The following is a 12,531-nucleotide window of genomic DNA, read 5'->3' on the forward strand; positions in this document are numbered from 1 at the left end:
ATGGAACTTTGTACCATACTGCGGCCGGAGTGCACTACCTGCGCCACTCCGGGCAGCAAGAAAAAGGTACTGGAACTCATCAGCGACTTAGTCGCTGCCCAGTACCCGACCCTCTCATCTCAAGAGATATTCGAAAGCCTAGTGGCGCGCGAAAAGATGGGGAGCACAGGTATAGGTAACGGCATCGCCATTCCACATGGTCGACTAGCCGATATAGATCAGCCCATTGCCATACTCATTAAGTGTGAAGAGCCGATAGCATTCGATGCTATCGATAAGCAACCTGTTGATATTTTATTTGCACTACTGGTGCCTGCAGACCAATGTCAGCAGCACTTAAGTACCTTGTCTTGCATGGCCGAAAAGCTGAGCGACAAGCAAATATTAAAGCAATTACGCAAGACGCATGATGAAACGGAACTCTATCAGGTAATCACTGGATGAAACTGGTCATAGTGTCGGGCCGCTCAGGCTCAGGCAAATCTGTCGCCCTAAGGGTACTCGAAGATCTCGGCTATTATTGTGTCGATAACCTTCCCTTGCCCTTAATCGGCACTTTGCTTGAGCAACTCAAAGGCAGTAACGATCTCGTCGCCATTAGTGTCGACGTGCGTAACATGCCTGAGCAGGACAAGGTCTTAGTAAAGCAACTCGCGAGCCTGCCTCCTGATACTGAGTTAACCAGCTTCTTCCTCAATTCCAGCGATAAAATTCTGCTCAAGCGTTACAGCGAAACCCGCCGTTTGCACCCTTTGTCGAAGAGCCAAGTCTCTTTGCAAGAAGCGATAAAACTGGAAGGGAAGCTGCTCGAGCCTATGTCAAAACTGGTCGATCACTACATAGATACGTCGAACCTGAATATCTATGATTTAAGCGACCAAGTCAGACAAATTCTGCTCGGCAGCGTTGATAAAGAGTTAGTGATTAACTTCGAGTCCTTTGGCTTTAAGCACGGTATGCCAACCGAAGCCGACTTTATGTTCGATGTACGCTTCTTGCCTAACCCACACTGGGAACTGGCGCTGCGTCCATTGACAGGCTTAGATGAGCCCGTGGCTGAGTTCTTAAATCGTCAACCACTCGTGAATAAGTTCATCTGGCAAATCGAAAATTTACTGGAAACTTGGCTGCCACATCTCGAGCGCAACAATCGCAGTTATTTAACTGTGGCGATTGGCTGCACGGGTGGGCAACACAGATCGGTTTACGTCGCAGAGCAATTGGCTAAACGCTTTAGTAACGGTAAACATAAAGTTTATGCCCGCCATCGAGAGCTGAATAATGCCAAAGCTTGAACGTCAGATCACTATCTGTAACAAACTGGGATTACATGCCCGTGCCGCCACTAAGTTGGTGGTACTGGCATCCGAGTTTGATGCGACCATCACCTTAATACAAGGCGATAAACAGGCATCCGCCGCCAGCGTGCTCGGCTTATTGATGCTTGAGACTGGCATGGGTAAAACCATTAAACTTATCGCCGAAGGCCCAGATGCTGAGCCCGCTCTGGATGCCATTTGTGCCTTAATCGACGCTAAGTTTGACGAAGCCTGTTAGTTTCATTTCATACTCAGTGTTCCACACAGGCACTCAGATTAGTACACCTCACATTTAGCACTGCTTATTTGTGCAGTTCACATCTCGTTTCAAAAGCTTGGCGACACATTTGTCGCTCGACGACACGAACCATAGGCGATTACACTAGCGAGCATTACCGCTGACTCATCTTAGTTTTAGCCGCCTTAATCTATGCGTAAAACGCATGACCTATGCCAGAGCGCTCTATCTGTGACTGAAGCATAGTTATCGCGAAGTCACCGCTAAGTCTCAGCCCTGCGCCAAGCAGCGCACTCTCTAACCAATTTGCCGCACAGTGGCGGACAACTATGGAGGACAAATGCCCGTAGATAATTCAGAAAACGATCACACCGGACATAGTCTCGACCAGTTAAACCAAGCGCTTAGCAGTGGCATGTTTGTGCACGTGCGTAACATGCTGCAAAAAATGGCCGCCTCAGATATCGCGCTGATCTTAGAATCCTCACCACCCAGCGCCAGACAAGTGCTGTGGCAGCTTATCGATCAAGAACAAATAGGCGACATACTCGACGAGTTAAGCGAAGAACTCAAAGATCCGTTGATCCGCAGTATGAGTCCTGAGCGGGTTGCGAAAGCGACGGCGAGCATGGACACCGACGATCTGGCCTATATTCTGCGTAGTCTTCCCGATGCAGTTTACAAGCAAGTGCTGCAGTCGATGACAGAACAAAACCGCCAGCGGGTAGAACAGGCTTTATCCTATCCCGATGAGACCGCCGGCAGCTTGATGAACACAGATACCGTCACCTTAAGACCCGATGTAAATATCGATGTAGTGCTGCGCTATCTTCGCCAAAGGGGTAACCTGCCCGACACCACAGATACCTTATATGTGGTCGATAAACAGGATAAAGTGCTCGGCGGTGTCAGGCTGGCAGATCTACTGACTTGCGCGCCAAGCACCACAATTCGCAACATCATGGACCCCGATATCCAAAGTATTCCTGTGAGCATGTCCGACAGTGAAGTAGCGCAGAAATTCGAACGCAATGACTGGGTATCAGCTCCCGTCGTCGACAGCGATGGCAAGCTGCTAGGACGGATCACAATCGATGACGTGGTCGATGTTATCCGCGAAGATGCCGAGCATTCCATGATGGGGATGGCGGGGATGGACGATGACGAGGATACGTTTGGCCCTGTGCTAAAAAGTACCCTACGTCGCTCACTCTGGCTCACGATTAACTTGTTCGCCGCGCTACTCGCCTCCTCAGTCAGTAATATGTTTGAAGGCACTATCGAGCAATTTGCCACAATAGCCATCTTGATGACAATTGTCCCTAGCATGGGCGGTGTGGCCGGTAATCAAACCTTAGCGCTCGTGATCCGCGGTATTGCCTTAGGCCATATCGGCCAAAGCAACGCCCGTTGGCTTATTGGTAAAGAATTATCGATTGGTTTTCTCAATGGCTTAATGTGGTCGATTTTGGTGTTTATTGCCGTGTTGCTGTGGAAGGATGATATGGCTCTCGCGGGATTAATTGGCAGCGCCATGCTGATCAACATGACAGTGGCTGGCCTTGCAGGTGCGAGTATTCCATTGATTTTAAAACGCCTTAAAATCGATCCCGCCCTCGCTGGCGGCATGGTGCTCACCACAGTCACTGACGTGGTAGGTCTATTCGCCTTCCTCGGATTAGCGACGCTCTATCTGATGCACTAATGCACTAATGTTTTAACGCTTTAACGCTTTAACGCTTTAACGCTTTAACGCTTTAACGCTTTAACAGTTTGATTTTATAAAAAACGGCACCGAAAGGGTGCCGTTTTTTTATCTCGCTGAAAAACTAAACAAGGCTATTTTGCCGGTGGTTGAAAGCCATAACTGCTCAGTATAGCTTGGCCTTTTGCCGATAAAATAAACTCAGCTAACGGCGTTGCGGCAGCATTGGCGCCCTGCAAAACCAGCAAACCATAGTCGGCCCCCACGGCGAGTTCCTGCGGTAAGTCGATGATTTGGAGACTCGGCACTTCTTTTTTAGCCAGCACAGCATTGGTGCAATAGGTTAAAAAGATATCTGCTTGCTTGTTTTCCATCACCCAGCCATAAGGATTGCGATCTTTAGGTGGTTTAGCACTCTCAGGGCCGCCAGTCAGTTGCAATGCCTTGATCTCTAACGCGGCTTTCGCATTGGGTTTTACCGCTTCGGCCTTAGCAAAAACAGCCCAGGCATAATCACCCGCTGGGTCGGCTTTCGGGGTTGAGGTGCCAACTTTGACCTTAGGATCTAATAAGGTATCGAGTAGCGTTGCGCTCGTCACCTGAACATTATCCTGGGCAACCGCGCAGAGTTGATTACGGGCAAACATTTGCACCGCTTTCCCCTGACCCGCATCCACTAACGCCTGCGGATGTTTCATATTCGCCGAGGCAAAAAAATCGACTTTTTCACCCTCTTGAATGCGTTTTAACAGTAAACCAGATGGCGCATATTGTGCCGCAACACTCGTGTGCGACTCGGCTTGATAAGCGGCAATAATATCCTTCATCGCCGTCTTTAAACTGCCTGCGGCGCGCAATTCTATCGGCGCCGCTCCTGTGGTCACTTCGGCTTTCATCGGCATTCCTTGTACAGCAGCCACCATGATGACAGGGCTTAAACTCAAGGCAACTAACACGTGTTTGCTTATCATAGTCATATTCTCCTCTGGGCGCTAAAAGTCATTCTTGTGACTTATCCCCATACAGAACGTGAAATCGGTAAAGGGATCAAGCTGAACTCATCCCAAGGCAAACCGCTGTGATGTGATTGTGGTGCAGATCACCCAAAACACAGGTTAGAGAGGACAAATTGTCTAGCTTAAATCTGCGAGGCACTTATCGCTAAATATACCTATCACAGAAACAAAAAAGTCGCCCTCAGGCGACTTTTGTAAAACTAGAATGCTTAATGTCTATTGACCAGTCGGCGTTAATACAATCTCAACGCGGCGGTTTTGGGCGCGGCCATTGGCATTAGCATTTGATGCGATAGGACTCGCTTCACCCATGCCTTTTGATTTTACACGGGCAGAGGCTACGCCTTTGCTCATCAAGTAATTACCCACTTCACCCGCACGCACTTGTGACAGACGTAAGTTGTAAGAGTCTGAGCCACTGCTATCGGTATAACCTAATACGTTAAGCTGTGTTTTGCTGTATTCCTTGGCCACAACCGCCACTGAGTTCAGCACGCGTTTAGCGCCGTCGCTTAACTCGGTTTGATCTACGCCGAAGGTGACTTCATTAGGCATGTTCAAAATGATGTTATCGCCGCTACGGGTCACACTCACGCCCGTTGAGGCGAGTTGTTGGCGTAATTTGGTCTCTTGCACATCCATGTAATAACCAATACCACCACCGACTGCAGCGCCTGATGCAGCACCAATTAAGGCACCTTTACCGCGGTCGCTTTTGCTCGAAGAGACTACGCCAATGGCAGCCCCTGCGACGGCACCAATCAATGCACCACTGGTCGCTTTAGCGGTTTGTTGTTCGTTTGAATAGGGATTGATTGTTGTACAACCCGATGCAACTAGCGCGGTCGTCAATACCACTATGGCTAACAGGGATGGTTTAGATTGCACTGCCTGAAAACACTTCATCATTTATAACCTCTTTATATGATTAATGACTGTGAATACCGCTCAAAGGGCAAGAAATATCACTTCACACTAAGTAATACGAATGACCTAGGGATTGCCACAAGGCAGGCAGTATATACCCAAACAACCTGAAGATGCAGGATTCAGCGGGAGTTTAACGCACTTTAGGCAAGGCGGTTATTTGCAGACCTAGTGGACTAAGTTAAAAATAACCAACACGGCATAAAGTGCGTTAAAACTCGCCGGGACGGAGCGCCTAGGGCACTCCACTTCCGTGTTGCATCAATTCAAAAGGTGGCCGACATTCTGTCATTGATGCGCCTTGAATTGAAGCACCCTAGGTGCTCTGAAACTCGTATCTTCAGGTAGCTTGGGTATATAGACAATTGCGCTCGAGACAATCCTTTATCCATATTCAATTCTGCTAATCCAGATTGTAGTCAGCAAAGATACAGATTTCGGGCTTCAATCTTGGCTTAGACCGCCCTGCTCCATATCAAGCCGATGGCACCGAAATAGTGCGTCTTGCACCTTTTTTGTCAGCACTAAAAAATCACGCCGTTTTAATCGAATAAGCAAGATCATGATTTTAAACATTAAAATAAAAATTAGAATATTGGCACGAATTTTACATACTACTAAGTGAGTAGACAGTCAGACGCGGTAGAAATCGCCGAAAACTCAAGTCGACTTCAACAGGATTAATCCAAATTAAATGGACCTATCGAGACAGAAAATGAACTCGAGTATTTAGGGTCATGAAGGAGGAAGTATGAAAACAGTCATGAACTTTATCGCACTATGTCGCCACGAATGGATTTGTCTGCGCCACCTAGGTCTGAGCCAGTGGGATTTAGAACAGCGTCAATATCATCAATAAAAGGCAACGCAAACGGTCATATTTTAGTTAGAAAGCAGTAAAAGAGGGAACGCTCATGGGAATCGCAGAAAATAGTCTCAAGCTACATGTTATCACCGAGGTTAAAGTGCAAGGTCGCTTACTGTCGGATGTTGCGCGTCAATACGGTTTATCTGCCAAGGCAGTCTACCAATGGGTGCGGGAAAGCGATCTGCAACCCCAGCAAAGAGAATGCGCATTAATGAGCGAGATTGCCCAACTGCAGAAAAGGATTAAGCAGCTCAATAACGAGCTACGCACCATAGGTTAAGCGCTGCATGGCAATTGAGTGCCTGTACAACAAGTTAAACGTGCCCGAATAGACAAGGCCGGACGAGATTGCATATCGCCCTGCTGATAACGCTAACGATGTAAAAGATGTGCTAACAACAATAATAACAGCGCCCTTTTTAGTCCGGCCTTGTCGTCCAAATTGTTAAGCGAGAAAAGTTAAGAAAATTAAGAATGTTAACCAGTTTAGGCAGAGTCGGATGGGTATCTATTATCGCTCCCCAACGACCTAAGATATGAATTGTGCAAATAACAATAATAAGTGTGCTGTTTACGACTATCTGACTCTGTCACTTTATTGATGAACCCAGCGAAGATTGGGAAATAGTATTAAAACCGACAAACGAAACGAACAGAGACAATGCAAAAGTTTCGGCAAGACTGGAGAGGGAGCTATCTCCCCCAAGATCAAATATGTGAACTGTGCTCCCCCAAGTCATGAACATATTTCTCTCTCTGGTCTTGTCATTTTATTCACAGGATCAATGATGATCCAGCGCTATAACGAGTGTGGCGCGCCAAGGAAGGCTGTGATTTAGTGTGCTGTTCATAGATTGACTGAAGAGTTACCAAGGTTTCGGCAAGGATTGAGGGAGTTGTCTTCCCCAAAGATTAAATATGTGAATTGTGCTCCCCCAAGTCATGAACATATTTCTCTCTCAGCTCTTGTCCTTTTATTACACAGTTTGATGATTGCTAGCTTGTTTATAGCAACTAGGATGGACCCAGCTCCAATCGGAGATTAAGCCAAGGATTGGCTAACGCCAAAAATTAAATAACAACAATAAAATAAGTAATAAAATCAAAAATAAAAATAATAGTGACACTTAATTTTTAGCATAAAAAAGACGCTACTTTGAGCGTCTTTTTTATGGGCGAAAAACGACTGACAATTAATAGTCTTCTTCGTTTGCCTCTTGGATCCTTTGTTTACGCTCTTGCGCCTCTTCAAAGGCCGCTTGAATTTCCTCTAACACGGCACTGACATCGGCTTCGACCAGCACTTCGGTAAACTCACCGGTTAATGGCGTTTCAGGCTTCAATTCACCCGCTTCAAACAGGGCCCAAATCTCTTTGGCATATTGCGTTTTTAACAGCTCAGGAGCATACAAGCCATAGTATTGGGTCATGTTATTCACATCACGCGCTAACATCCATTTGGCATGGTTATTCGCCGCGGCATCGACGGCCTGAGGCAAGTCGATAATCACTGGCCCTTCACTATCGACTAACACGTTAAACTCAGACAAGTCACCGTGCACTAAACCCGCACAAAGCATACGTTTGACATAGGTCATCACCAACGCATGATCGTTCAGGGCTTTTTCTGCCGACATACTGACATCGTTCAATCTCGGTGCGACATTGCCCTCGGCATCCGTCACTAACTCCATCAGTAACACGCCATCAAAACAACCATAGGGCGTTGGCACGCGCACACCCGCATTCGCTAAACGATAAAGCGCTTCAACCTCGGCATTTTGCCAAGCTTCTTCCTGCTGATCGCGACCAAATTTAGAGCCTTTCTCCATCGCACGTGCTCGACGGCTGTTGCGGACTTTTCGGCCTTCTTGATACAACACAGCTTGCTTAAAACTGCGCTTGTCCGCTTCTTTATAGACTTTGGCACAGCGGATATCATCACCACTGCGTACAACGTACACAGTGGCTTCTTTACCGCTCATTAACTGGCTAATGACCTCATCGACCAGTCCTTCATCAACCAGGGGTTGGATTCGTTTCGGAGTTTTCATAGCGCCCTTATACCTTACTTAGGCATGATATGGAATACTGCGGGCAAATCTTCATACAAAAGCGGTCTCCAGCGAAAGTTTGATGAATATAGTTCAGGATTGTTAAACGAATTTTAAGTAAAAACTAATGCACTTGTGTGTTAAACACAATACCAGATTTACTGAGGACTTTGGCAAAGAAAGAGACTGAAAATGAAGCTTAAACTAAAAGAATATTCTTTTCCGCCAACCTGTATAAAGCAAGAGGTAAAACCACTGCCACTCTCCTACAGCGAACATTCAAATTCAAGACCGCTCAAATAGATATCCGAGCTAGGTTTACGCAGAAACTTAACTCACACAAATAAGGCAATCACACTTCCCACGGTCGCCGCCGCTTTCAATATTTGGCCAGCGCTGTAATACGTGTCGTTCGAATCATTCGCGTCATTAGGGGCTGTATCGGGAGTAGGCGCCTCAGTTTTGCTCATCGCAGCAACATCGGAACTGGGCTCAGCTTTGGGAGCCGCCAAGCCCAATGCGCCATAGGTAAAGGATTTCAGTCCACTTGGCTCCGCCGTATCACTGGGTTGATGAACCGATTTGGCCGTCGGTAATGAAGCAGAATGCGCCGATGAAACAGGTGAAATCATAGCTAACCCCAAAGTAGACATTAAAGTGTTAATCACAAACTAACACAATATCAGCCTGTTATCATGCATTCATCCGCTAAACTGTGATGGATTCTGCCCAACAAAACGCATCTATGGCAGTATAAATGGCGGTATATAAAGCTAGATCTCCCCCAGAAGAGCCTTTATCCTAAACGCCACAACATATAGAGAACTTGTCCATGCATTATCCTAGCCTTTTCCTCGCCCTTTCGGTCCTATCACTCACTCAATGCAGCAGCTTATCGATTGAAGAATGCGCCAATAGTGATTGGTTTGCCCTAGGACTGGCCGATGGCAACCGTGGGACGAGCGCAGGGCAATTGAATCAATATCAAAAAGATTGCCGAGAATTTAATCTCAGTGTCGATACCGCACAGTGGAAACAAGGATACCAGCAAGGGTTAGCCAGTTACTGTCTTCCCGAAAATGGCTACCGCGTGGGCTTAGCGGGAGAAAGCTATTATGGGGTTTGCAGCAATAACGCCTTCGTTGAACGTTATAATCAAGGCCATCAACAATATCTGACTAACAAACGCTTATCTGAAATAGCCGATCGCTTAAATGCCATCGATAGAGAGATAAGCAGTCTTGATGGCAAGATCAATAATCTCACCGATAAGGCCGACTTATTGAAACAGAAAAACAGCCTACTCAATGAGAAGAACCAACTGTTAGATGAAAGATCTCGCCTACGCAGACCCGATATGCGCTTCGAATTAAGATTCTAAGCCATAAAAAAACACTGGGCCCAATTGGACTCAGTGTTTAGGTTAATCATATAGGTTAGTCAGTTTCACAGTCCGCTATTTTTGTGGTAATCCAGCAGTGGATTTAACATGGACTCTTTGGCTAACATCGGCCAATTTAGCTTTTTTTAACCCTGATGGACGCAGGAAAAAACCATAGTAAAGTAGACTCGCCGACGTCCATGCAATAGCTAAACTCCATAAATCATGGCTCAAGAAGTGGGCACCGCGTAACTCTTGGCCGATACCAAACACTAGGCCTAAACTCACCCCGAAAATCAAACCAAACTTAGCTAAATGCGGACGATACTCACGCAAAACGTAATACAAGGCAACCCAAGCAAACCCGCCGCTTGCATGGCCGCCAGGGAAACATTGGCCAAATTCAGCGCCTTCAGGTAAACGGGCAAACAGGGATGAATGCAGCATACGGCCGCCAAACTCAATCACATCCCATGGGCAGGTCATATGGGTAAAGCTCTTGCCAATGCGTACCAGCAACACACTCGCCAATACGCTACAAAATAGATAAATCAAACCTTTGCGGTACGGCTTAATCCTGTCACTTCGAAAACTAAAGGCAATGCCGACTACAACGCTCACCGCCAGCAAGATAACAAAGTTACGCCCAGCAACGTGCAATACATTTTCGGTCAGCCAATGGCCTCTTAATGGCCAAGAGTCGACGCCACCCTGCCAATGAAATAACAAAGTCGCCACTTTCATATCGGCGTGAGTCCATTCAAGCCCAAAGATGATCACCGCAAACACTAACAGTGGCGCGATTAGATGCCCTTTGGCAAAATCGATAAATGTCATCCTAACATTACCTTTCAAATAGTTACTCACTCATAAATCCAATGACTAGAATATCTTGCGTTAGGGTAGCGCTGAATTCTTATCTAAAACTTAAGAAACGTAATTGCGCCGACGTTAACACAAAATTTACATCGCAATACAACTAAATTTATTCAAAAAACTCACAACATGAGTAAAAAGACTATAGTTTATAAATAATATCGCGCCTCTAGGACTGAGCATTCATGCCATACAATTTCGCCATTAATCAGTCTCAAAAAGATCGTTTATTCGCCGACATTGCTATCGACACAGACAAAATCGTAGTTCCCCAAGTCATGGTTGATAACTGGCAACAAACCTTAGATTTGCTCTCTGAATTGGTCGACACTCCCGCAGCTTTAATCATGCGTGTCCATCAAACCGATATAGAAGTCTTTACCTCGAGTCGCACTCAAGGAAATCCCTATAAAAAACACGACAAAGACAGTTTAGGCCACGGACTTTACTGCGAGACAGTGATAAAAGGAGGCAAGGAACTCCACATTCCGAATGCCCTAAAAGATAAAGACTGGGATAAAAATCCGGATATAAAACTCGGCATGATTGCCTACTGTGGCTTACCTTTACGCTGGCCCGATAACAGCGCCTTTGGCACTATCTGCATGCTCGATAGCAAAGAGCATAATTACAGCCAATCGTTTCGCAGCTTACTCGCTCGTTTTCAAAATGGTATAGAAGCCAACCTAGTCACCCTCTATCAACAGGCAAAGCTGCAACTGCACAACCAAGAGTTAGAGCAAAAAGTGCAACAACGCACCCATGAACTGGCCGAACTCAGTAGCAAACTCATCAAAGAAATCGAAAATCGGACCTCCACCGAAACCTCACTGGAATACCATAAAAGCTATGATCCACTGACGGGATTACCGAATCGCATCAATTTGATTAATAGCCTTTCGACTATGCTCGAAGAAGTGAATCGCAAGGAAAAGATTTCAGTACTCTATCTGGGGCTGCGTAATTTCAAGTCCATCAACGACAGTTATGGCTACCTGATTGGCGATAAAATTCTCACCATTCTCAGCCAACGTTTACAACACTATGCCGATGAAAATACCTTCATCGCCCGTATTGCCGGCGCCGAGTTTGTGATTATTCAAGCCCATAAACCTTCGAACAACGAAACCAACAAACTCATCAATAAAGTGCTTAGCTGCTGTAATACTCCCTTTGGCGTGGCGGATTTTGTAATCACCATTCCATCGAGCATGGGTATAGCTCAAGCGCCCATCGATGGCATAGATGCCGCCATTCTGCTGCAAAAAGCGGGGGCTGCGATGACGATCAGCAAAGCCGATGGCTCAACTCACAGCTTCTTTAATCAAGATACTCAAGCGGCTTTGAATCTACGCTATCAACTGGAATCTCACTTAGTCGATGCATTGAACAAAAACGAGTTAAGCCTTCATTACCAACCCTTTATTAACTTAAAAAACCAAAAGGTGATAGACGCCGAAGCCCTGCTGCGCTGGCACAATCCGATCCTTGGCAATGTCGCCCCAGACAGATTCATCGCCTTAGCAGAACGTAATGGACAGATTATTGATATCGGTAATTTTGTATTGCATACCGCTCTGGCTCAGGCGGCAAAATGGTGTCGCGAGCTAGACCAGGAGTTTAAAATCGCCATCAATATCTCCCCTTTGCAAATGCGCAATCCCCGTTTTAGCGAGCACATAGCTGACTTACTCACCCTCTATCAATTGCCACCGACGGCCCTAGAGCTTGAAATTACCGAAGGCATGTTGATGCAGGACGAGCATATTGCCCACAATGCCATCCAAAAGCTGCAGGAACTCGGGATCCGCATCTCCTTAGATGACTTTGGTACTGGCTATTCATCCCTAAGTTATCTACAAAAATACTCTTTTGACACCTTAAAAATCGATCGCTGTTTTATCAATAAACTCGAAGAAAACGAACAAGATAGGGAGCTCACTAAAGCGATTATTGCCATAGGCAAGAAACTGAACTTAGTCGTGATCGCCGAAGGCGTGGAAACCCTAGAACAAGATGCCTTTATTCGTCACGAGGAATGCGACTTAGGCCAAGGCTACCTCTACGGTAAACCCATCACAGCACACGAGTTTGAGCAGGCATTTATCCATAAAAAAGAGCATTAAGTTCATCCTTAATACTCTTTT

General features: G+C 46.2%; 12 protein-coding genes. 7 read left to right on the forward strand and 5 right to left on the reverse strand.

All coding sequences use genetic code 11. From position 1 onward, the window contains the following. The 4 genes from ptsN (at window position 1) to mgtE (ending at window position 3,262) form a co-directional block, all read left to right on the forward strand. Window positions 1–444, forward strand: coding sequence for a PTS IIA-like nitrogen regulatory protein PtsN (ptsN, locus tag KV201_RS09735; protein WP_006083071.1), 444 nt, complete (start codon window positions 1–3; stop codon window positions 442–444). Continuing rightward, a complete protein-coding gene (rapZ, locus tag KV201_RS09740; protein ID WP_006083072.1) occupies window positions 441–1,295 on the forward strand; it encodes an RNase adapter RapZ in 855 nt (284 codons plus the stop codon). The genes ptsN and rapZ overlap by 4 nt, the downstream gene beginning before the upstream one ends. Further along, complete coding sequence (locus tag KV201_RS09745) at window positions 1,282–1,557, forward strand: HPr family phosphocarrier protein (protein ID WP_006083073.1); 276 nt, start codon at window positions 1,282–1,284, stop codon at window positions 1,555–1,557. The genes rapZ and KV201_RS09745 overlap by 14 nt, the downstream gene beginning before the upstream one ends. 340 nt (window positions 1,558–1,897) lie before the next feature. Beyond that, window positions 1,898–3,262, forward strand: a complete 1,365-nt coding sequence (gene mgtE, locus KV201_RS09750) for a magnesium transporter (protein ID WP_063882291.1) — start codon at window positions 1,898–1,900, stop codon at window positions 3,260–3,262. Between the two features lie 134 nt (window positions 3,263–3,396). Here the strand turns inward: mgtE and KV201_RS09755 are convergent, their stop codons facing one another. Beyond that, on the reverse strand, window positions 3,397–4,233 hold the full coding sequence (locus KV201_RS09755; protein ID WP_226059185.1) for a molybdate ABC transporter substrate-binding protein: 837 nt from the start codon (window positions 4,231–4,233) through the stop codon (window positions 3,397–3,399). Between the two features lie 261 nt (window positions 4,234–4,494). Beyond that, a complete protein-coding gene (locus KV201_RS09760; RefSeq protein WP_162096847.1) occupies window positions 4,495–5,184 on the reverse strand; it encodes an OmpA family protein in 690 nt (229 codons plus the stop codon). A 935-nt stretch (window positions 5,185–6,119) separates the two neighbouring features. Here KV201_RS09760 and KV201_RS09765 point away from each other — a divergent pair. Then, window positions 6,120–6,353: a transposase gene (locus tag KV201_RS09765; protein ID WP_006083078.1), complete on the forward strand. Its 234-nt coding sequence runs from the start codon at window positions 6,120–6,122 to the stop codon at window positions 6,351–6,353. A gap of 913 nt (window positions 6,354–7,266) precedes the next feature. Here the strand turns inward: KV201_RS09765 and KV201_RS09770 are convergent. Both KV201_RS09770 and KV201_RS09775 read right to left on the reverse strand, forming a co-directional pair. After that, window positions 7,267–8,127, reverse strand: a complete 861-nt coding sequence (locus tag KV201_RS09770) for a PA4780 family RIO1-like protein kinase (protein ID WP_006083079.1) — start codon at window positions 8,125–8,127, stop codon at window positions 7,267–7,269. A 335-nt stretch (window positions 8,128–8,462) separates the two neighbouring features. Continuing rightward, window positions 8,463–8,780 carry a hypothetical protein gene (locus tag KV201_RS09775; protein ID WP_319000214.1) on the reverse strand — a complete coding sequence of 106 codons (318 nt, stop codon included), beginning with the start codon at window positions 8,778–8,780 and terminating at the stop codon, window positions 8,463–8,465. 179 nt (window positions 8,781–8,959) lie between these two features. On the opposite strand from KV201_RS09775, the gene KV201_RS09780 reads away from it, so the two are divergent. After that, window positions 8,960–9,508, forward strand: coding sequence for a DUF2799 domain-containing protein (locus KV201_RS09780; RefSeq protein WP_006086080.1), 549 nt, complete (start codon window positions 8,960–8,962; stop codon window positions 9,506–9,508). Between the two features lie 75 nt (window positions 9,509–9,583). On the opposite strand, the gene KV201_RS09785 is transcribed toward KV201_RS09780, so the two are convergent. Next, window positions 9,584–10,345: a phosphatase PAP2 family protein gene (locus KV201_RS09785; RefSeq protein WP_226059187.1), complete on the reverse strand. Its 762-nt coding sequence runs from the start codon at window positions 10,343–10,345 to the stop codon at window positions 9,584–9,586. Between the two features lie 224 nt (window positions 10,346–10,569). Between KV201_RS09785 and KV201_RS09790 the strand changes: the two genes are divergently transcribed. Next, a complete protein-coding gene (locus KV201_RS09790) occupies window positions 10,570–12,510 on the forward strand; it encodes a GGDEF domain-containing protein (RefSeq protein ID WP_226059188.1) in 1,941 nt (646 codons plus the stop codon). Window positions 12,511–12,531: the final 21 nt, after the last annotated feature.

Origin of the sequence: Shewanella sp. SR1, from assembly GCF_020447145.1 — a bacterium.
Lineage (GTDB): Bacteria > Pseudomonadota > Gammaproteobacteria > Enterobacterales > Shewanellaceae > Shewanella > Shewanella baltica.

What these genes read in the sequence shown, in the direction of transcription:
- ptsN (WP_006083071.1), top strand. Translation starts at nt 1, where the DNA reads ATGGAACTTTGTACCATACTGCGGCCGGAGTGCACTACCTGCGCCACT.
- rapZ (WP_006083072.1), top strand. Translation starts at nt 441, where the DNA reads ATGAAACTGGTCATAGTGTCGGGCCGCTCAGGCTCAGGCAAATCTGTC.
- KV201_RS09745 (WP_006083073.1), top strand. Translation starts at nt 1,282, where the DNA reads ATGCCAAAGCTTGAACGTCAGATCACTATCTGTAACAAACTGGGATTA.
- mgtE (WP_063882291.1), top strand. Translation starts at nt 1,898, where the DNA reads ATGCCCGTAGATAATTCAGAAAACGATCACACCGGACATAGTCTCGAC.
- KV201_RS09755 (WP_226059185.1), bottom strand. Translation starts at nt 4,233, where the DNA reads ATGATAAGCAAACACGTGTTAGTTGCCTTGAGTTTAAGCCCTGTCATC.
- KV201_RS09760 (WP_162096847.1), bottom strand. Translation starts at nt 5,184, where the DNA reads ATGAAGTGTTTTCAGGCAGTGCAATCTAAACCATCCCTGTTAGCCATA.
- KV201_RS09765 (WP_006083078.1), top strand. Translation starts at nt 6,120, where the DNA reads ATGGGAATCGCAGAAAATAGTCTCAAGCTACATGTTATCACCGAGGTT.
- KV201_RS09770 (WP_006083079.1), bottom strand. Translation starts at nt 8,127, where the DNA reads ATGAAAACTCCGAAACGAATCCAACCCCTGGTTGATGAAGGACTGGTC.
- KV201_RS09775 (WP_319000214.1), bottom strand. Translation starts at nt 8,780, where the DNA reads ATGTCTACTTTGGGGTTAGCTATGATTTCACCTGTTTCATCGGCGCAT.
- KV201_RS09780 (WP_006086080.1), top strand. Translation starts at nt 8,960, where the DNA reads ATGCATTATCCTAGCCTTTTCCTCGCCCTTTCGGTCCTATCACTCACT.
- KV201_RS09785 (WP_226059187.1), bottom strand. Translation starts at nt 10,345, where the DNA reads ATGACATTTATCGATTTTGCCAAAGGGCATCTAATCGCGCCACTGTTA.
- KV201_RS09790 (WP_226059188.1), top strand. Translation starts at nt 10,570, where the DNA reads ATGCCATACAATTTCGCCATTAATCAGTCTCAAAAAGATCGTTTATTC.